22 protein-coding genes and 1 pseudogene are annotated in these 20,945 nt (G+C 28.1%); 18 read left to right on the forward strand and 5 right to left on the reverse strand.

Features of this window, described 5'->3' with window-relative positions; all coding sequences use genetic code 11:
• Positions 1-1,587 (reverse strand): tetratricopeptide repeat protein, encoded by a 1,587-nt coding sequence (locus tag ABXT72_RS05920; RefSeq protein WP_415278031.1) that lies wholly within the window; start codon positions 1,585-1,587, stop codon positions 1-3.
• Positions 1,588-1,631: 44 nt separating this feature from the next.
• Between ABXT72_RS05920 and ABXT72_RS05925 the strand changes: the two genes are divergently transcribed.
• The 3 genes from ABXT72_RS05925 (at position 1,632) to ABXT72_RS05935 (ending at position 4,181) form a co-directional block, all read left to right on the forward strand.
• A complete protein-coding gene (locus ABXT72_RS05925; protein ID WP_415278032.1) occupies positions 1,632-2,429 on the forward strand; it encodes a uracil-DNA glycosylase in 798 nt (265 codons plus the stop codon).
• Positions 2,429-2,989: a ribonuclease HII gene (locus tag ABXT72_RS05930; protein WP_415278033.1), complete on the forward strand. Its 561-nt coding sequence runs from the start codon at positions 2,429-2,431 to the stop codon at positions 2,987-2,989. The genes ABXT72_RS05925 and ABXT72_RS05930 overlap by 1 nt, the downstream gene beginning before the upstream one ends.
• 121 nt (positions 2,990-3,110) lie before the next feature.
• Positions 3,111-4,181 (forward strand): site-specific DNA-methyltransferase, encoded by a 1,071-nt coding sequence (locus ABXT72_RS05935; protein WP_415278034.1) that lies wholly within the window; start codon positions 3,111-3,113, stop codon positions 4,179-4,181.
• Here ABXT72_RS05935 and ABXT72_RS05940 read toward each other — a convergent pair.
• Together ABXT72_RS05940 and ABXT72_RS05945 are read right to left on the reverse strand one after the other, a co-directional pair.
• Positions 4,178-5,329 (reverse strand): FAD-dependent monooxygenase, encoded by a 1,152-nt coding sequence (locus ABXT72_RS05940; RefSeq protein ID WP_415278035.1) that lies wholly within the window; start codon positions 5,327-5,329, stop codon positions 4,178-4,180. The two genes, ABXT72_RS05935 and ABXT72_RS05940, sit on opposite strands and share 4 nt — an antisense overlap.
• Positions 5,329-6,309 carry an A/G-specific adenine glycosylase gene (locus tag ABXT72_RS05945; RefSeq protein WP_415278036.1) on the reverse strand — a complete coding sequence of 327 codons (981 nt, stop codon included), beginning with the start codon at positions 6,307-6,309 and terminating at the stop codon, positions 5,329-5,331. Before ABXT72_RS05945 ends, ABXT72_RS05940 begins: the two co-directional genes overlap by 1 nt.
• Between ABXT72_RS05945 and ABXT72_RS05950 the strand changes: the two genes are divergently transcribed.
• The 15 genes and pseudogenes from ABXT72_RS05950 to rnhA all read left to right on the forward strand — a co-directional run bounded on the left by ABXT72_RS05950 (position 6,310) and on the right by rnhA (position 18,993).
• Positions 6,310-6,798 carry a DUF721 domain-containing protein gene (locus ABXT72_RS05950; protein WP_415278037.1) on the forward strand — a complete coding sequence of 163 codons (489 nt, stop codon included), beginning with the start codon at positions 6,310-6,312 and terminating at the stop codon, positions 6,796-6,798.
• Positions 6,795-7,385: a thioredoxin domain-containing protein gene (locus tag ABXT72_RS05955; protein ID WP_415278038.1), complete on the forward strand. Its 591-nt coding sequence runs from the start codon at positions 6,795-6,797 to the stop codon at positions 7,383-7,385. The genes ABXT72_RS05950 and ABXT72_RS05955 overlap by 4 nt, the downstream gene beginning before the upstream one ends.
• Positions 7,386-7,393: 8 nt before the next feature.
• A pseudogene (locus ABXT72_RS05960) lies at positions 7,394-9,968 on the forward strand (chromosome segregation SMC family protein).
• Positions 9,969-9,975: 7 nt separating this feature from the next.
• Positions 9,976-10,251, forward strand: a complete 276-nt coding sequence (locus ABXT72_RS05965) for an AtpZ/AtpI family protein (protein WP_271492225.1) — start codon at positions 9,976-9,978, stop codon at positions 10,249-10,251.
• 12 nt (positions 10,252-10,263) lie between these two features.
• A complete protein-coding gene (locus ABXT72_RS05970) occupies positions 10,264-10,998 on the forward strand; it encodes a F0F1 ATP synthase subunit A (protein WP_018413543.1) in 735 nt (244 codons plus the stop codon).
• Positions 10,999-11,017: 19 nt separating this feature from the next.
• The gene (locus tag ABXT72_RS05975) at positions 11,018-11,245 is read left to right on the forward strand and encodes a F0F1 ATP synthase subunit C (RefSeq protein WP_006997791.1); all 228 of its coding nucleotides are present in this window, start codon (positions 11,018-11,020) and stop codon (positions 11,243-11,245) included.
• Between the two features lie 5 nt (positions 11,246-11,250).
• Positions 11,251-11,841, forward strand: a complete 591-nt coding sequence (locus tag ABXT72_RS05980; protein ID WP_415278039.1) for a F0F1 ATP synthase subunit B — start codon at positions 11,251-11,253, stop codon at positions 11,839-11,841.
• Entirely contained in the window at positions 11,822-12,325 is a 504-nt protein-coding gene (locus ABXT72_RS05985; protein WP_415278040.1) for an ATPase, read from the forward strand. Before ABXT72_RS05980 ends, ABXT72_RS05985 begins: the two co-directional genes overlap by 20 nt.
• Before the next feature lie 42 nt (positions 12,326-12,367).
• On the forward strand, positions 12,368-13,825 hold the full coding sequence (crtI, locus tag ABXT72_RS05990; RefSeq protein ID WP_415278041.1) for a phytoene desaturase family protein: 1,458 nt from the start codon (positions 12,368-12,370) through the stop codon (positions 13,823-13,825).
• Entirely contained in the window at positions 13,825-14,676 is an 852-nt protein-coding gene (locus ABXT72_RS05995) for a squalene/phytoene synthase family protein (protein ID WP_415278042.1), read from the forward strand. Before crtI ends, ABXT72_RS05995 begins: the two co-directional genes overlap by 1 nt.
• Positions 14,663-15,730 carry a lycopene cyclase family protein gene (locus ABXT72_RS06000; RefSeq protein ID WP_415278043.1) on the forward strand — a complete coding sequence of 356 codons (1,068 nt, stop codon included), beginning with the start codon at positions 14,663-14,665 and terminating at the stop codon, positions 15,728-15,730. Before ABXT72_RS05995 ends, ABXT72_RS06000 begins: the two co-directional genes overlap by 14 nt.
• A 114-nt stretch (positions 15,731-15,844) precedes the next feature.
• The gene (locus ABXT72_RS06005; RefSeq protein WP_415278044.1) at positions 15,845-16,666 is read left to right on the forward strand and encodes a Brp/Blh family beta-carotene 15,15'-dioxygenase; all 822 of its coding nucleotides are present in this window, start codon (positions 15,845-15,847) and stop codon (positions 16,664-16,666) included.
• The gene (gene ispH, locus ABXT72_RS06010; RefSeq protein WP_415278045.1) at positions 16,656-17,600 is read left to right on the forward strand and encodes a 4-hydroxy-3-methylbut-2-enyl diphosphate reductase; all 945 of its coding nucleotides are present in this window, start codon (positions 16,656-16,658) and stop codon (positions 17,598-17,600) included. The genes ABXT72_RS06005 and ispH overlap by 11 nt, the downstream gene beginning before the upstream one ends.
• Complete coding sequence (locus tag ABXT72_RS06015; RefSeq protein ID WP_415278046.1) at positions 17,601-18,404, forward strand: homoserine kinase; 804 nt, start codon at positions 17,601-17,603, stop codon at positions 18,402-18,404. It abuts the gene before it with no gap.
• Positions 18,405-18,567: 163 nt separating this feature from the next.
• A complete protein-coding gene (gene rnhA / locus ABXT72_RS06020; RefSeq protein ID WP_415278047.1) occupies positions 18,568-18,993 on the forward strand; it encodes a ribonuclease HI in 426 nt (141 codons plus the stop codon).
• On the opposite strand, the gene ABXT72_RS06025 is transcribed toward rnhA, so the two are convergent.
• Both ABXT72_RS06025 and thrC read right to left on the reverse strand, forming a co-directional pair.
• Entirely contained in the window at positions 18,985-19,470 is a 486-nt protein-coding gene (locus ABXT72_RS06025; protein WP_415278048.1) for a peroxiredoxin, read from the reverse strand. The genes rnhA and ABXT72_RS06025 overlap by 9 nt on opposite strands.
• Positions 19,470-20,846: a threonine synthase gene (gene thrC, locus ABXT72_RS06030; RefSeq protein ID WP_415278049.1), complete on the reverse strand. Its 1,377-nt coding sequence runs from the start codon at positions 20,844-20,846 to the stop codon at positions 19,470-19,472. Before thrC ends, ABXT72_RS06025 begins: the two co-directional genes overlap by 1 nt.
• Positions 20,847-20,945: the final 99 nt, after the last annotated feature.

Genomic DNA, 20,945 nt, shown 5'->3' on the forward strand with positions numbered 1-20,945 from the left:
TTAGGAATTTTTTAATCCCTCTATTAATTTATTTTTAATAGTTTCTTTCATGGCATCTTCTGTCTCATCTAAATTTAAAACAGCTTGCCAAAAATATCTTGCTTGAATTTTTCTATCCAGCTGCCAAAGAATATCACCGTAATGATCGTTAACTATTGGATCCTGGGGCATTAGTTCAACTGCTCTTTTAAGAAAATTTTCTGCCCTCTCATATTCGTCAACCAAGTAATATGCCCAACCAATTGAGTCGATAATATATGGATCGTTGCTTCTGGCTGCATAAGCTTTTTCAAGCATTTTAAGAGCAGTATCAATTTTATGTTCTCTTTCCAGCCATGAATAAGCTAAATAATTTAAAACATAAGCATCATCTGGGTTGGCTTCTAGAGATTTTAATAAATCTTTATCTGCTTTTATATAATCTCCAGATCTTTCATAACTTCCTCCACGCCTATATAATATTTCAGCGTATAAGTTAGAATTAACGTCCATTTTTAAAAGTATTTGATCATAAAAACTTATCGCTTCAATATATCTTTTTGCATTTTTATGCATATTTGCAATATCAAATAAAAATTTGATATTTGGGTTTTTAATTTCTTTAAATTTTTCATTGATAAAATTTAGAGATGTTTCTTGATCAGATTTTTTTAAAATAATTTGAGACTCTTTTTTTAACTTAAACCAATAATAAAATTCATGCTTTTTATCAAATACTTTGAGAGTTTTTAATGTATTGGAATAATCATCATTCAAATAATAATTTTCAGCTAATAGAGACAAATTGAAAATAAATTTAGGATTTAAATAGTTTGCTATGTTTAAGTAAAAATTTGATTTCTCATAATCATTCTGAGATGAATAAAGATTTGCTATTAGAAAAAATAGCTCACTGACGATGTCATTCGAATTAGTGCATAAGAAAATATCTTGAAAATTACCTAAGTTTTTATCTTCTATCCATTTTTTACCTTGAGAAATTAATACTGATGAATTTAAATAATCAAAATTATTAGTAACTTTTTTTGCCTTATCATAATTATCATTCTCGATTAAATAACTGATCAAAAAAAATGTATATCTTGAATAATCAGCATCGTTTTGTGAATTAATTAATGTATTAAAATATCTCTCAGTATCTTTATCATTTAAATAACATCGTTGAAAAACTTCGTTAATAAATGAAAAATTTCCAAACGTATTTTTTTGCTTCATTAATTTTTTTTCTTCAAAAACTGATAAATATTGTTTGAAGGTTTCTGCAATGATTAGGGAAAGCCTATCATTGTTAATAAATTCATATGATCTATCGATATAAACTTTACTTTTTTTAAAGTTTTTTTTCTTTAAACTATCAACTGCCAGTAACAGATTAGCCTGAAAAAAGTCAGAGTTTTTTTTTGTTGAGCTCTGTTTAAGTTGATTAATTGCTTTCTTAACTTTACCATCAAGAACTAAAGAAAATACATACCTCTCAAGATAGGCATCATGCTGTTTTATTAATATTTTTGATGAATTAAAAAATTTTAAAGCTTCCGTATTATCTAAGTTTTCATAAGCTACAATTCCTGAAAAATAATTAGACAAATACCTCGCATTAAAATCGTTTAAACTGGTATTTTTTGAGTATAATGGACTCTGATAAAGTAATAATATTAAAAATAATTCAAAAAACTTTACCAACATTTGACCATTCTATGTCTAAAAAAGTAATAAATCAAAATACGAATTATGACTCAGAGTTTTTAAACTCTACTGGGTCTGACTTTATTTTTGATGAAAACCCAATCAATAGACTAAAAAATAGTAGTAATGATTTAAAAAAAGGTCTGAGTATTCAAAAAATAGATAAAGTTAAAGAGCTTGAGGATCTTAAAGAGCAAATAAACTCAATTAGCGATTGTAACTTAAAGAATAATTCAAAAAAGATGGTTTTAGGAGATGGAAATATTAATAGCCCAATAATGATAATTGGTGAAGCCCCAGGTGTTGAAGAAGATAACTCCGGATTAACTTTTATGGGTGAGGTAGGAGATCTTTTAAAAAAAATGCTAATTGCAATAAAAATTGAGAAACAAAATATTTATACAACATATGCTGTAAACTTTAGGCCCCCTGAAGATCGAAAGCCAAACTCTACAGAAATTAAAAGATATTCTCAATTTTTACAAAAACATATTTCAATAATAAATCCTAAAATAATAATTCTTATGGGTAGTACTGCTATGGAATCTTTAACAGGTTTAAATAGTAAAATTTCTATTGAGAGAGGAAAATGGAAGGAAGTAATTGTCAAGAATACAAGTTACAACGTTATCATAACTTTTAACCCCTCTTATCTTTTAAGAGCTCCTGAAAATAAAAAATATTCATGGGATGACTTAAAAAAGATTAAACAAAAAATCTTAGAACTAAAACTATCCATTTAATGAAAATCTTAGCAGGTGTTGATGAGGTTGGTAGAGGAAGCTTAATTGGACCCGTTTATGCTGCAGCTGTCATATTAAATAATTCTATTGATAAAAGATTATTAAAGGATTCAAAAACTCTAACAAAAGACAAGAGAGAGGAGCTTGAAAAATATATTAAAAAAAATTCTATATGGGCTATAGGCCAGGCATCAACTAAAGAAATTGAAAAAATTAATATATTACATGCAAGTTTACTTGCAATGAAAAGAGCTATTCTTAAATTAAAAACAAAACCTTCACTTGTTTTAATTGATGGCAACAAACTGCCTGACCTAAAAAACTATAAATTAGAATATATAATTAAAGGAGATCAAAAAATTCCAAGCATTTCTGCTGCATCAATTATTGCAAAAGTCAGTAGAGATAAATTTATTACAAAACTTTCAAAAGAATTTAATAATTATGGATGGGATACAAACTCTGGTTATGGAACCAAAGAACATTTAAAAGCTATTAAGAAATTTGGTATTACCAAATATCACCGTAAAACATTTTCACCTATTAGTGATCTTCTATAAATCCTAATAATAACAACACAAGATCTGGTTGTTTAAGAAATAATAAACACAAATTGAATCCATTTAATTCAATCACAGGTTGACCATGAAATCCGTTTGGAGTCTAATTGTTTTATAGAAAATGGAAAACAATTTTAAAAATAAGATTATTAATGGTGACAGTCTCGAGGAATTAAAAAAAATTCCAAGCGAAACCTTTGATCTTGTTTTCGCTGATCCACCATACAATTTACAATTAAAAAATTCCCTTACAAGACCAGACAGAAGCAAAGTCAGTGCTGTTAATGATAAATGGGATCAGTTTGAAAGCTTTAAAAAATATGATGACTTTACAGTTGCTTGGCTTTCTGAATGTAGAAGAATATTAAAAAAGGATGGAGCCATCTGGGTCATAGGAAGCTATCATAATATTTTTAGAGTAGGAACTGCAATACAGAACTTGGGTTTTTGGATTTTAAATGATGTTATCTGGAATAAGAATAACCCAATGCCTAATTTCAGAGGAACAAGATTTACGAACGCTCATGAAACTTTAATTTGGGCTTCCAAAAGTGAGAAGTCAAAATATACTTTTAACTATCAATCTTTGAAATGTTTAAATGACGACCTTCAAATGAGATCTGATTGGAATTTACCTATTTGTAATGGAGCGGAGCGACTTAAGAAAAATGGTAAAAAAGTTCACTCTACTCAAAAACCAGAATCTTTATTACATAGAGTTTTATTGGCATCATCAAATAAGGGCGATTTAATTCTAGATCCATTCTTAGGATCTGGAACAACCGCAACAGTTGCAAAAAAATTAGGTAGAAAATATTACGGTATAGAAAAAGAGAAGATCTATTTTAAAGCAGCCGAAGAAAGGTTAAAAAATACAAAACCCTTAGAAGATAATTTTTTAGACACTCTAAAAAATAATAGATCCAAGCCTAGAATACCTTTTGGATCTTTAGTGGAGCTTGGAATAATAAAGCCTGGAACAAGTATTTTTGATCAAAAGAAAAAAATAGTTGCTAAGATAATGGCAGATGGAAGTATCAAACATAATCAAGCTGAAGGATCGATTCATAAAGTTGCAGCAACAATACTTGGCTCTGAAAGCTGTAATGGATGGACATATTGGCATTGCACAGTGAATGGTGTTTCTGTGCCAATTGATAATTTGAGACAAAGATTAATTTCTAAAAATTAGTCTTTATAAATTTTACCAAGATAGCTGTTAATAAATTTTTTATTTTTTACTAATTTTTGTATTATTAAGTTTCTAATCCAAATTGTTAATGGGTTAGATAAATGAAAAGCAAAATAATTAAGTTTTGATTTCATATCAATCATCTTTACCCTTTTAATTCTTTCAGAGTTGAATTGAGTATTTTCATTTTCTAAATTTTTATACAGTTCATGAGCAACCTCTATTGATTGAGAGGCACCTTGCGCAAAGGTTGGGGGTAAAGCAAAAAAAGCATCCCCAATGATAAAGGTATTTTTATTTTTTGGTTCATGCACCTTAGAACTCACAAATATTGGGAAGCATTTAATGCTTCTTAGATTGTTAATTGTTTCAGGAGCTACTTGTTTTGATATTTCAGATATAATAGATGCAGTAAAATCTTTGTTCTCAAATAAAGAATAGTCGGATAACTCTTTAGTACTAAGCTTTTTTCTAAGAATGCTAATAAAATTAAACTGTCCTTTGCTATTAACTGGATAAAGAACTGAGTGTAAGTTAGATCCTAAAAATAAAGATATATTCTCTGGGTTAATACCCTTAAGGGCATCCTGGTCTATTATTGCTCTTAAAGCAATAGAGTTAAAGTACTTTGGTTTAATTTCTTTATTGGCAATTAATGATTTTGTTTTTGAAAAAGTTCCATCAGAAATAATCAAGTAATCACATTTAACAGATGAACCATCCTCAAAAGAAACTTCTTTATTTTCAACTTCTTCATTAATTTTTATAACTTTTTTATTATAATGAATAATATTTTCATGAAGCCCATCTTTTAAGAAATTAATTAAAGTAGAGCGCTGTAAGGTAGTATATTTTGTATCAGTGCTGTTAAACATGGATATATCTAAATCACATATTTTCTTATTCTTTTTTAAGGAGTAGAAATCTAGTTTATGTGGGTGAAATTTATCTTCTGCCTGAATTTTTTGAAAATTTATTTGATTTAATAATTTAATACTATTAACTGAAAGTTGAATTCCATATCCTTTTTCCAAGTTAACAGAACTATTTTTCTCATAAATTGTAATTTTATAATTTGAGTTTTTACTTAAAAGATTTGCAATATACAGACCTGAAATACCTGCCCCTATTATTACTATATTTTTCATTAATCTTTTTTTAAATAATTAAAAATTTTTTTAGTAAATGTGGGCAAAGTATAATCATCAAGCCTAGAGCTATCAATCCAAGAAGAGTTAGAAATTGCACCCTTTAACTTGGAAAACTTGATAATTACATTCATATTCATATTTGATATCTTGAAGTTTAAAGCTTTCGCTAAATTATCAGGTTTGGATATTTGCTTCATGGGAAATATTTGTAGATTCTTTAAAAAATTAAATTTAGTATTTTTTATCAGTAAAAATTTATTATTCTTTTTGTAAACTTCTAACAAATAAAATTTATCAATCTTCTTTTTTCTTTCTTTTATTATTTCAAAATCTTTTTTTTTAAAAGACTTACAATTTCTAATTAAAGGGCATTGGTGACATAGAGGATTTTTAGGTCGACAAATCAATGCACCTAGCTCCATTAGCGCTTGCGCATAAGCACTTGCTCTAGTTGAATTACCTAATATTTTTTTACTCTTAACAAGATTATCTTTTGTAATTTCTTTGGGTAATTTTAAATTTAATAATCTTTTAATTACTCTTTCAATATTTCCATCTAAGGGAATAAATGGCTTGTTAAAGGCAATTGCCATTATTGCATTAGAAGTGTAGTCACCTATTCCAGGTAATAATTTTAATTCTTCAATCGTGCTTGGCAACCTTCTATTAAAATTTTTTTCTAATATTTGTGCAGTCTTTTTTAAGTTTCGTACTCTTGAATAATAACCAAGGCCTTCCCAATACTTTAAAAGTTTATGTTCCTTAATTTTTGATAGAGATTTAATATCAGGAATATCTTTTATAAAATTATTGAAATACGGAATTACAGTTGCAACCTGTGTTTGCTGCAACATAAATTCACTTACTAATGTGTAATATTCTCGCTTAACTTGTGATAGCTTTTTTCTCCATGGGAGTGGTCTTTTATTATTATCGTACCAATAAAGAATTTTATTTGTTAGTATGGATTTAGTCATATGCATTTTAAAAATAATACTAAGCAGAGGTTTAAAACTATTCAAGGCTTAAGGTCTTTTAAAGACACTTTGCCAAAAAATATTAAAAAAATAATCAAAAAAAAGGGTCATATATTTTCTGAAACACTTAATAACTGGAAGTACATAGTTGGAGATGATCTTTTTAAAATATGCTATCCCAAATCCTTTAAAAATTCGAATAAATTTGGAGTAAGCACTCTTCAAATTATGGTGAAGCGAGGGCACGAAATTGATTTAGAATATTCAAAAAAAATAATAATGGATAAAATGAATAGTTTCTTTGGCTATGCCGTTGTTGAAAAATTGAAATTTATAAGTTTTGATGATGTTCAAACAAAATTCAAAAAATTAGATACTAATGAAAACCATGTGACAAATATTAAATATGCAGATAGAATAAATAGTATTAAAAATGATAAAATAAAAAAATCATTACTTGAATTAACAAAACTATTTAAACAACGATGAAAAAATTAACCTCAGCATTATTTATAATATTTATAATCTTCTCCGCTAAAGCGTTTGCTGCAGATAATGAAATAATTAAAAGAATTACCGAGGGTGAAGAAAGTGCCAAAATAACAATAATTGCTTACGAGTCATTGACTTGTGGTCACTGTGCAAACTTTCATAAAGATGTGTATCCAGAACTAAAAAAAGACTTCATTGATAAAGGGTTGGTAAGAATTGAATTTAGACATTTTCCATTAGATTTAGCTGCATTTAATGCATCAAAAATTGCACAATGTAATAACGATGGTAATTCAAATATTTTGAATATTTTGTACTCTGGCCAAAAAAAATGGGCTAGAGGAAAAACACCAGAAGAAGCAACAGGTTATTTGAAAAAATTCTTAGAAGGTGAAAATGTGAATGTAAATTTTGAAAAATGCCTGAGTGATAAAGCTATAGAAGATTACGTTTTAAATGATCGAATCGATGGGGTAAAAAAATTTGAAGTTAATGCTACTCCTACGATAATAATTAATGACAAAAAGTTTGATAAAGCCCTAAATTATAAGAATTTAAAAAAATATCTCGAAAAACTGATATAAGTTAGTTCATGGAGTTTAAAAAAATCCAATTAAATGGATTTAAATCATTTGCTGAAAAAACAAATTTTCTAATAGAGCATGGATTGACTGGCATCGTTGGTCCGAACGGTTGTGGAAAATCTAATATTGTAGAGTCCTTAAGATGGGTAATGGGTGAAACCTCAGCTAAGAGTATGCGTGGTTCAGGCATGGAAGATGTTATTTTTAATGGTACATCTAATAAGTCGTCTAAAAATATAGCAGAAGTTTCAATAAGCGTAGATAACGCAAGTCATGATGGCCCAATGCAATATAAAGATTTGGATCATATTGAAGTTAGAAGAAAGATTGAAAAAGACAAAGGTTCAAAATTTTATATAAATGATAAAGAAGTTAGAGCTAGAGATGCTCAAATGTTTTTTGCAGATTTATCTACGGGTGCTCATTCACCATCAATGATTAGTCAGGGACGTATTGGAGCCTTAGTGACTGCCAAGCCTACAGACAGACGTGCAATTTTAGAAGAGGCAGCTAATATTTCAGGATTACATGTTAGAAGGCATGAGGCTGAACTTAGATTAAACGCAGCAGAAGTAAATTTGAAAAGAGCTGATGAATTAAGAAGACAACAAGAAAAACAACTAGCAAACCTTCAGAAACAAGCCGAAGAAGCAACAAAATACAAACTTATATCTGAAGAAATAAAAAAAATTGAAGCAGGGTTATATTATCTAAAATTATTAGACATTGATAATGAAATTAGAATAGAAAATGAAATCAACAATGAAGCTGAGGGAGAAGTGAGCAGCTTCAATCAACAAATCTCTCAGTTTGAAAGTTTAATTAAAACTGAAACAGATAAAGTTTCTCCATTAAGAGAAAAAAATATTGAGAACCTTTCAAGAATACAACGATTGAACTTAGAATTACAAAGTCTAGATGAGGAAAATGTAAGAACACAAGATGAGATAGAAAATTTTAAAAAATCTCTAAAAACAATCGAAGAGGATATTGATAGAGAAAAAGGTATTGTAATAGATGCAAACTCAAATGAAAAAAGATTAAAAGAAGAAAAAAGTGAATTAATAGAAATAGACTCTAAATATTTTGAAACAGAAAAATTATCAAACGAAGACCTTGAGAAGGCAAAAAACCAACTTAATGAAGAGCAAAAAGCTGTAGATGAAATTATTGAAATATTTGCTAATGGCAACATAAATATCAGTATTGACCCAATTAAAGACGTCATTAATACAATCGAAAAAATTAAAGAATTAATAAACAGTAATGAAGCTAACCAAGCTCTTACATTGCTGGATAGAACTAAAATAGAATTAAATAATTTCTTAAATAATTTAGCTAATGACGAAAGTAAAAATAAATTAACTGATATTGATGAAAAAAATAGCAATATAAAATTACTTCAAGAAAAATATGCAGATAGTTTTAGTAAAAACCAATCAATTAAAAAAGAGTCTATAAAAAGAAATGAAAGAATCAAAGCTATAGAATCAGAAGTTGAAAGTTGGAAAAACTTACTTTCAAACTCACAAAAAATGGTAACAGAATTAACTGAAAGAAAAAATAAATTATTATCACAATTAAATGAACGTGACCAACAACCCAAGGCTCAAGCAGAAAAAAAAGGTCAAGCTACAGAAGGTCTGAGAATTTCACAAAATGAAAAAATTGAGAATGAAAAAATTATAGAAGAAACAGATAAAAAGATAAACTCTTTAAGACTTGAGTTAAATGACGTTCAAGAAAGATCTATTCAAATAAGAGAAAGAAAAGCAAGCTCAGGAGCTACTGTTGAAGGTTTAAAAAAACGTAAAGAAGATCTGTTAGAAAGGGTTAGCTCTGAACTTAATCTTGAAGAAAATGATATTCTAGAAAATTCTAATTTAAATGGTGTTGTAGAGTTACCCAATTCTGTTGATCAAGAAGAAGCTCTTGATGAAAAAAAAAAGAGAAAGAGAAAAATTGGGATCAGTCAACCTTAGAGCAGATGAAGAAACCAGCAAATATGAAATTGAAATTAAAAAAATGGAGCAAGATAGAGAAGATCTTGTGTCTGCTATTATAAAATTAAAAGAAAGTATTAATGAATTAAATCAAAAAGGAAGAGAAAGATTGTTAGAAGCTTTTGAAAAAGTTAATAGAAAATTTAATGAAGTTTATACAAAACTATTTAATGGTGGAAATGCAAAGCTAGAATTAGTGGACTCTGATGACCCACTTGAAGCTGGTTTAGAAATGTTGGTAAGTCCCCCTGGTAAAAGACTTCAGTCTATAACCTTATTATCTGGTGGTGAACAAGCTTTAACAGCCTTGTCTCTTATTTTTGCTGTGTTCCTTACTAATCCATCCCCAATTTGTGTTTTAGATGAAGTTGATGCTCCACTAGATGATGCTAACGTAACAAGATTTTGTGGACTTCTTGATGATTTAACTAAAATAACTAACACTAAATTTATTATTGTAACTCACCACGCTCTAACTATGTCAAAAATGAATAGACTTTATGGGGTAACTATGCCTGAAAAGGGTATTAGCCAACTAGTAGCTGTTGATTTACAAAAAGCTGAGAGTATGGTTGCTTAATACATAAATGCCAAAAGATAGTCTTAAAACTCGCTTGGAGATTGCAAAAACTAAACTTTCAAAGAAAAATCTCTATAAAAATGAAGAGGCACCCTCTTCTATTGGAACTGCCTTTAAATTAAGTACAGAATTAGTGTCTGCAGTGGCAGTTGGGACAATTATAGGGTTTATTTTAGACAAGACCTTTGGTACTAAGCCCTGGTTAATATTAATATTTTTTTTTGTAGGTGTTGTTGCTGGAATTATAAACGTATTCAGATCTGCAAAAAATATGCAAAAATAGACTTAAAAAATTATGGCTACAAACCCAATGAACCAATTCGAAGTTTATAGAATTGGACCAGAAATTAAATTAGGGGCAATAGATATTTCTTTCACAAACGCAAGTTTGTTTATGGTGATTAGTTCACTTGCAATCTTATTAGTTTTTAATTTAGGGTCAAAAAAAAACTCTTTACTACCAAGCAAGATGCAACTTCTTTCTGAATTAAGTTATACTTTTGTTTCTAAAATGATTAGTGATACCGCAGGATCAAAAGCAAAACCCTACTTTGCGTTTATCTTCTCAATATTTATGTTTGTACTATTTTGCAATATGTTTGGGATGATCCCTTACGCCTTTACAGTAACTAGCCATATCATCGTTACTTTTATTTTAGCTTCATTTATTTTTGTAGGTGTAACAATTATTGGATTTATGAAACATGGATTAGGATATTTAAAATTATTTGTACCTAGCGGAGTGCCTGCTGTACTATTGCCGCTAATAGTTGTTATAGAAATAATTTCTTACTTAAGTAGACCGGTTAGTCTTTCAGTTCGTTTATTTGCAAACATGATGGCTGGTCATACTATGATGAAAGTTTTCGGAGGCTTTGTAATAAGCCTTGGAATAGTTGGTGGATGGCTTCCACTGAGTTTTTCGGTTGCATTAACTGGCTTGGAAATACTAGTTGCTTTTCTTCAAGCATATGTTTTCGCAATCTTAACCTGCATCTACTTAAATGATGCATTAAATTTACACCATTAACTAACATAAGGAGGATATAATGGAATTAGAAGCAGCAAAAATGATCGGAGCAGGACTAGCAGCAATAGCTCTAGCCGGTGCCGGTGTTGGAATTGGAATTATTTTTGGTAATTACCTTTCTGGCGCAATGAGAAACCCATCTGCAGCCCAAAAACAATTTCCTAATCTTTTATTAGGTTTTGCTTTAGCTGAAGCAACTGGCCTATTTGGATTAGTTGTAGCGTTAATTATTTTATTTGCATTTTAAATTTAATGATTAAAAAAATATTTTTTCAGTCGATATTTTTAAGCTTCCTGTTTTTTATGGAAGCTTTTGCAGCTGAAAGCGGTGGAATGCCTCAATTAAATCCTGAGTTTTGGGTTTCTCAAATTTTTTGGTTAATTATTACTTTTGGAATTTTATATGTTGTTTTATCTAAACTTATACTTCCAAAAATAAGTGCCAACCTAGAAACTAGAAAATCTCAAATTTTAGAAAATATTGAGGCTGCAGAGAAGAAAAGAGAAGAAAGTGAACAAAAAATTGAAGAATACGAAAAGATAGTACGCGACAGCAAAAATGAGGCAAAAAACTACTTTAAACAAGCTAGAGAAAAAGTGTTGAAAGATATTGGTGTAAAAAAAGAAGCACTAGATAAAGAAATTAATGAAGAGGTTAATAAAGCAGAGATTGAGATAAAAACTTTTAGAAATAATGCACCAGAAAAAATCAGGAAGATTGCTGAAGAAACTTCTTCAGACTTGCTGCAGCAACTAATAGGAGCCGAAGTTAACAGTAGTAGTATTTCTGCAATAGTAGAAGATCTTTCAAGAAAAAAAATGGATGAATATTATGGTAATTGATGCAACTTTTTGGGTAGCTATATCCTTTTTAATATTTATAGGAGCTTTAGTTTATTTAAAAATACCTCAAAAAATTAATGAACTTTTAAATAAGCTTATCCTTGATATTAAAAATGAAATAGATGAAAGCGAAAAGCTAAGACAAGAAGCAAAGGTCTTACTAGATAGTGCTCAAAATAAACTTGATACTGCACAAACAGTAAGCAATGATATTTTACAACAAGCTAAAAAAGATAGTGATCACCTTATAATTGAAATGAATGATAAATTTCACAAATCTTCAGAAATTAAAAAGAATTTAGCAGAAAATAAAATTTCACAAATGAAAGAAGCTGCACTTAAAGAAATAAAAGATGTTTCAATTAAAATTGCCGTTGATTCAGTTAAAAAAATTATTAATACTTCTGTTGATAAATCAAAGCTTGATGGTCTTTTTGAAAAGAACCTTGAAGAAACAAAAATAGCTTTAAAAAAAATAAGCTAATAATTACCTTACAATTTTTTAAAAAAACTATAAATTAACTCAATGAAATCTATTGTCATTGGTTCTGGATTTGGTGGTATAGCTGCAGCACTAAGATTAAGAGCCAAAAATCATAAAGTAACTTTAATTGAAAAACACCCTGACTTAGGTGGAAGAGCTAGAGTGTTTAAAAAAAATGGTTTTACTTTTGATGCTGGACCAACAGTAATTACTGCACCATATCTAATTGAAGAGCTTTTCACTTTATTTAATAAAAAGTCTCAAGATTACATAAAGCTAACTCCTTTGAAAATTTGGTATAGATTTATTTATGAAGATGGAGGTGTATTTGATTACTCTGGTGATGAAGATCAAATGAAAAAACAAATTGAAGAAATAAATAAAGATGATGTTAAGGGTTATGAGCAGCTTGTAAAATTCACAAAAAAAATATTTGATAAAGGCTTCACAGAACTGGCTGATGTTCCGTTTGATAAACCTCTTGTGATGATGAAACAATTGCCCTCTTTACTAAAACTTAAAAGTTATAAATCAGTTTATTCATTAGTTTCTTCATATATAAAAAATGAAAAATTAAGACGTATGCTAAGTATGCATCCTCTATTAGTTGGCGGAAACCCCTTTACAACAACATCAATATACGGATTAATTCTATATCTCGAAAAAAAATGGGGCATACATTACTCAATGGGTGGAACTGGGAACATAATCAATGGCTTAGAAAAATTGATGATTGAACAAGAAATTGAATTAATCAAAGGACATGAAGTAACAGAAATAATTTCAAATAATGGAAAAATTAGTGGAGTAAAATTAGATAATCAAAAAGAAATACTTTCAAATAATGTAATATGTAATGCTGATCCTCCTGCTGTATATGAAAAACTTCTAAGCCTAAATAAAACAAGCTCTCTATTTAAATGGAAACAAAATCGAATGCAGTATTCTATGGGTCTATTTGTTTACTATTTTGGAACAAAAAAAACATACCCAAATGTTGAGCATCACACAATCAAATTTGGTGATAAGTATAAAGAACACCTGAGTGATATTTTTGATAATAAAAAATTAAATGATGACATAAGCTATTATCTTCATAGACCATCAGCTACAGACAAATCAATGGCACCTGAAGGAAATGATTGCTTTTATGTTCTTGTGCCCGTTCCAAATAATCAATCCAAAATTGATTGGAAAACTGAAGGTGAAAAAATGAAGAATTTAGTAATAGATAAAATGGAAAAAGCATTACTTCCTAATCTTAGAGAGAATATTATTGAAGATTTCTATTTAACGCCAGATTATTTTGAAAATGAATTGAATACTAAATTTGGATCAGGTTTTTCGATCCAACCCAAATTTACACAGTCTGCATATTTTAGGTTTCATAATAAATCAGAAATTTATGATGGTTTGTATTTTGTTGGGGCGGGAACACATCCTGGTGCAGGTGTTCCTGGTGTGCTATCCTCAGCAAAAGTTCTAGATAAGATTATATAATGCCTAATAAAAACTACCTGTCTATTTACGCAAAGTCATTTAATTGGGCTGGTTTCTTTTTACCCAAAAAAACCTATCAAAAGTGTTCGTCTTTATATGATTTTTGTAGAACTGTAGATAATATTGCAGATGACGATGGTGAATTAGATATTAAAAAAAAAAATCTATTAATTTTTAAAAATGATTTTCTTAATAAAAATTATAGTAATATAATAATTAAGAATATGTGGGATCTTATGGATCATCATTTAATTTCAATAAAAATTATTGAAGATTTATTTGATGGTGTTGAATCAGATTTAAATAAAAAAGTTCAATTAAATAATAAAAAAGATTTGTTAATTTATTCTTACAGGGTTGCTGGTACTGTGGGTCTGATGATGGCAAAAATTTTAAATGTTAAAGATGATAATTCAATGAAAGCTGCCATAGATTTAGGTATTGCAATGCAACTAACAAATATATCTAGAGATGTTGTGGAGGACTCAAAGATTAATAGATTTTATATTAAGAATGATTTTAAGACAATAAGCGACACCTTAACTTTAGCTGATTTATTCTACAAAAGCTCTTTTATAGCAATAAAGGAAATACCCTTTAAGTTTAGATTCGCAATACTTGTAGCAAGAAGGGTTTACAAGAAAATAGGTGATAAAATTTTAAGAACAAAGAATATAGAGAATTATAATAAAGCAGGTAAGATTTATGTAAATAATATTACAAAAATCTATCAGACTATTCTTTCTATATTTGACTTAGTAACACTTTTTTTAACAAAACAAAAAAGTGGTTATATGAATAATGAACACTTTTTAATTAGTGAGGAAGTAGATTTAAATGAAAGAATTTGACTATATAATTATTGGTGGTGGTTGTGCTGGGCTATCTTTGGCATACGAATTAGAAACTCATAATAAACTTAAAGATAAAACATTAGCAATTATTGAGCCTAGATTAGATTACAAGAGGGATAAAACTTGGTCTTTCTGGAAAACAACAAGCCATAATTTTGAAGATTGTGTAAAAAAGAGTTGGGATAATTTTTCTATAAATATACCGAATAAAACTAAATTTTTAGAATGTAATAAACTACCTTATCAATCAATTGATAGTGGACTATTCTATAAAAAAATAAACTCTACACTGAAGCAGAATCACAATATCAAATTTTATAAAAATATTAATGAGGTAAACTTAAATAACTCCTTAATTTTTAATAGTGTTCCATCAATAGATTCTAAAGAAAATAAACTTTGGCAACACTTTAAAGGTATTGAGATTGAGACTGATAATGATGTTTTTGATGAAAAAATCATGAATTTAATGGACTTTGATTGCCCACAACGTAACAGTGTTCATTTCTTTTACACATTGCCTTATAGCAAAAATAAGGCTTTAGTTGAAACCACCTGGCTATCTAAAATGAATAATGATCTAGAAATGGATTATGATGAGCAATTAAAAGATTACATTGAAAATTATTTAAATATTAAAAATTACAAAATTAATTATAAAGAAAATGGTGCTGTACCACTATTTTATCCATCAAATATTAATGAAAAAAATAAAATAAATATTGGCACTGCAGGACATATGACTAGATTAAGTACTGGGTATACTTTTTTGAATATCCAAGACCACAGCAAATATTTAAGGGAAAATATCAATAATATTGATAAAATTAGAAGATATGAAATTAAAAAAAAATATCAGTTTCTAGATAAAATATTTTTAAGGGTTTTAAGCAATCATGCTAAACAAATGCCAAATATATTTTTCAAAATGTTTGATAACTCTCCTGAAACTGTAATTAAATTTCTATCTAATAAGAGTAATATTTTTCAAGATTTATTAATAATTCTTAAAATGCCTAAATGGTTATTTATTAAAGCCCTTTTAAAATAAAATGTATAGTCTGATAAATAAAATTAATTTCTATCATTCAATTATCTTTTTTATTTTTTCATGTTTTATTGCCTTGATTGTTAATCGATTGAAAACTTAATCATCTCTCCAATAGTGTGTTTATTTTTTATTCTTTCAATCGGAATTTCACATGGTGCGCTAGATAATCAAAAAGGTAAAAAACTTAGCCAGTTATATAATATAAAAAAATCTTATTTCTTTTATTTAATATATTCCCTTATTGGGATTGGTATCATTATATTTTGGTTATTTTTTCCAACTGTGTCTCTTATTTTATTTTTAGTTGTTGCCTCATATCATTTTGGCAAAGAAGATACTGAATTTTTGATAAGTAATAAAAATGTATCCAATCTAATTCTTTATTTCTTAAAAGGTTCTCTAATAATCGTTGCACCACTAATGTTTCACTTTGTTGAAACAATTAATATTTTTAAATTACTTTTAATAGAAAATGAAAAGTTTTATTTATTCTTAAACTTTATTGAAGATAACAGTATATTACTTTTTGCTTTATCTATTTCTTTACTTTCTAGTATTTATTACTTTTTGAAAGATTTTAAAATTATGAATATTTTGATATTTTTGGATTTTTTTTCTATTATTGTTCTGAATTATTTTTTAACTCCACTAATTGCCTTTACAGTATACTTTTGCTTCCTACATTCATTCCGACATTCAATTTCGTTGATAGCAGAGCTTAATGAAAAAAGTTTTAAAATTGGTGCTATAACATTTATTAAAAAAGCTATGCCACTTACAGTTTTAACTGCAATTTTATATGTCATAAGCTTATATTTCCTTTCTAATTTCTATCAATTAAATGATGCAATATTAAAAGTAATATTTATTGGTTTGGCGTCTTTAACCTTTCCTCATATATTGCTTGAGTATCTTTTAGAAAAAAATGAAAAATAAAGAAATTAAAGTATTGTTATCTGCTCCAAGAGGTTTTTGTGCTGGGGTAGAAAGAGCAATAGAAATAGTTAAAAAAAGTATTAAAAAATATGGTGCACCAGTTTATGTGCGACATGAAATAGTACACAATAAACATGTAGTGGATAGTCTTAAGGCAATAGGTGCAATTTTTGTGGAAGAGTTAGAAGAGATTAAAGATAAAACTAGACCAGTAATTTTTTCTGCACACGGTGTACCGAAAGCAATACCCATACAAGCTGATAGCTATAAAATGGAATACATAGATGCTACTTGTCCCCTTGTCTCAAAAGTTCATAGAGAAGCAGAAAATCTTCATAAAGCTGGTTACCATATTATTCTTATAGGACATAACAATCATCCAGAAGTTATTGGTACTATGGGACAATTACCAGAAGATACAATTGACTTAATTCAAGATGAGCATGATGTTGAATTATATGAATTAGATGATAATAAAAAAATTGCATATGTTACTCAAACAACTCTGTCTGTTGATGACACTAAAAGTATAATAAAAGCACTTAAAAAAAAATTTCCAAAGATTAAAGAGCCATTTAAAGAAGATATTTGCTATGCAACTACTAATCGTCAATCAGCTGTTAAAAATATTGCCAAACAATGTGATATGTTTTTTGTTTTAGGAAGTAGAAATTCCTCAAATTCAGTTCGTTTAGTTGAGGTAGCAGAACAAAGTGGCTGCCAGCATGCTGAATTAATTCACTCTGAAAGTGAAATTCCTTTTGAAAAAATACAAAATTGTAAAACAATTGGAGTTTCGTCTGGCGCATCAGCACCTGAAGTTTTAGTTGAAAATTTCATTAATAAATTGAAAGAAAATTTTAAAATAAAAATTGAGGAAGTTGAAATTATCAAAGAAAATATTGTTTTTAAAGTTCCTGCAAAATTAAATTAGATGGCTGTATACACTAAAATAAATAGTAAAGACCTTCTATCACTAAGTAGAGATTACAAATTAGGAAAAATAATCAAATCTGAAGGAATTAAAAAAGGGATAGAAAATACAAACTACTTATTAAAAACAAATAAAAAAAAATTTATTTTAACAATTTTTGAAAAAAGAGTTCAAAAAAAAGATTTACCTTTTTTTATGAACTTAATGGAAAAACTAAATCAAAAAAAGATTATATGTCCAAAACCCTTAAAGAATAGCAGTGATAAGCACTTAAGTAGAATTCAAAATAAACCCGCTAGTATTGTGACTTTTTTAAAGGGAAAAGATAAGGCCACTCTTAATTATAAAAATTGTTTTGATATTGGAAAAAATATTGCAAAATTCCACAAGGCTGGAACTAGAATAAAACTATATAGGCAGAACTCTATGTCTATTAATAAATTAGGTGGCTTATTAAAAAGTATAAAATTTACGTCTAATAAAATAGCTCCAAAACTAAAACCTACCCTTAACGTTTGCTTAAAAGATATTAAAAATCAATGGCCAAAAAAGTTACCAATTGGAATTATTCATGGAGATTTATTTATTGATAATATCTTCTTTAATAAAAATAAATTTTCTGGATTTATTGATTTTTATTTTTCAAGCAATGATTTTCTGATGTATGAGATTGCAATTTGTATAAATGCTTTATGCTTTGATAAGAAAAGAAATTCTTTTGTAATGAATAATAAAAAAATTAAATACTTAATTGATGGATATGAAACTATAAGAACTATTTCAAAAAGAGAGAAAACTCATTAAATATATTATGTAGAGGGGCGGCTTTAAGATACCTACTAACTAGAATTTATGATTATTTTAATACTCCTAAAACTGCACTAATTCAGATCAAAGAACCTAACGAATATTTTCAAAAACTAATTATCCATAACAATCTGAATAGCTACAAAGATTATTATAAATAATGATAAAAATTTATACTGATGGTTCTTGTTTAAAAAACCCTGGAAATGGTGGTTGGGCTGCAATCATCAATATTAATGATGAAATTAAAAAAATTAGTGGAAGCGTTAAAGACACAACTAATAATAAGATGGAGCTAATGGCTCCAATTAAAGCGCTTCAAGAAATAAAAGAACAGCAACCCATTGAAATTTATACAGACTCCCAATACGTTAAATTAGGTATTACTGATTGGGTGCATAAATGGATTAAAAACAATTGGTTAACTTCTAAAAAGGAACCAGTAAAAAATAAAGAACTTTGGACTCAGCTTTATGAATTAAATCAATCTCATGAAATTAAATGGATATGGGTTAAGGCTCATGCTGGAAATATTCTAAATGAAGAAGTTGATTTATTAGCTAAACAAGCTGCCGAATTAAACTAAATTTAAAAAATTTTGGGCAGCCGAAACTTCACATGCACCAGCATCTTCTTCTTCTTGTAATTTAATTACTTTAAGATTGTTTATTAACATTGTGTATCTATTTGATCTTACACCTAGGCCTCGGGCACTTTTATCAACATCAGCACCAATTGCTTTCGTAAAACTCAAAAATGGATCAGCCATCATCAAAACTTTATCTGTAACATTTTGGCTCTTGCCCCAAGCTTCCATTACAAATGGATCATTTACTGAAATACAGACTATTAAATCTACACCTTTTGCTTGGTATTTATCATGGCTATCAACGTATCCAGGTAAATGTTTGGCTGAACAAACTGATGTGTAAGCACCAGGTAAACCAAATAAAACTACCTTCTTATCCTTAAAATACTCAAAAGTATTTTTCTTAACAGGATTTCCATCTTCCATAATAAAAAATTCAGAATTAGGGATTGTTTCATTTTCTTTTAATTTCATTATATTTTTTCCTTAATGTATTGTTGAGTTTTACTTAGATTATTTGAAATAATATCATAATTTTCTTTTTCATCCATAACATACTTTAGTTCGTCAGGTAAGGCAGGTTTGATCCCAATTGATTTTTCTATAGCCTCAGGAAACTTGCATGGATGTGCGGTAGCTAAAACAATATTATTGCCTTCTAAATTTACTTTATTTAAAGATCCAAATCCTATTGCACTATGAGGATCCAGTATAATATTATATTTTATGTGAACTTCTTTAATAGTATCTAAAATCTCTTCTTCATTCATGCTTGCTGATAAGAAATCTTTATTTATTTTTTCCATTTTATCTTTTGAAATAATATATTTACCTTTTCTTTTAATTCCATGCATGATTGTACTAGTTTCATTATCATCACAATCGTTTAAATCATAAATTAACCTTTCAAAGTTACTAGCTATTTGAATATCCATACTTGGTGAGTTGGTTTCAGACACACTTTCCGCTTCATAGTTTCCATTAGAAATTGCTCTATGCAAAATATCATTTTTATTAGTTGCAACTATAAATTTGTTTATTGGTAAACCCATTTTTTTTGATAGATAGCCAGCATATACATCTCCAAAATTTCCTGTCGGTACTGAAAAATTAATAGGCCTTTTGTCTTGTGTTTGAAAGTATGTATAAAAATAGTATACAGCTTGTGCAATAATTCTTGCCCAATTTATTGAATTTACTCCAGACATATTTATTGAGTTAGAAAATTCTTTATCTGCAAACATTGATTTAACTAAATTTTGACAATCATCAAAATTACCTTCAATCGCTATATTAAAGACATTCTTTTCTTTAACTGTCGACATTAGTTTTCTTTGAACGAGTGAAACTTTTTCATGAGGGTGAAGAACAAATATATTCATATTCTTTTTTCCCTTAATCGCATCTATTGCAGCAGCACCTGTATCCCCAGATGTTGCAACTACAACGTTTATATTGTTATTATTTTTTTTTAAATAATGCTCATAGAAGTTTCCTAACAATTGCATTGCTATATCTTTAAAGGCTAGTGTCGGGCCATGAAACAGCTCTAAAATCTTAGTATCACCTAATTTAATTAAATCTACGACGTTATCTTTTCTAAATACAGAATATGATTTATCAACAATATCTGACAACTCATTTGCTGTCATAAAGTCACCTATAAATGGGTATATTATTTCTTTTGCTAAATTCTGATAACTCAATTTACTTAATGCCTTTATTTGTTCAGCATTGTATTTTTTAACCTCTTTTGGAATAAACAAGCCCCCATCATCTGCAAGACCTTTAATAAATACTTGCTCAAAGCTATATTCTTTTGAGTTATCCCTGGTGCTTATATACTTCATCTAATTAATTTTTTTTAAAATATAAATATATTAATTGTGAAAAATTGGCTAATAAAAATCCTCTTACAAATATAAACTAGCTAAGAATAAGAATATAAT

The organism is Candidatus Pelagibacter sp. Uisw_094 (assembly GCF_047729535.1).
Lineage (GTDB): Bacteria > Pseudomonadota > Alphaproteobacteria > Pelagibacterales > Pelagibacteraceae > Pelagibacter.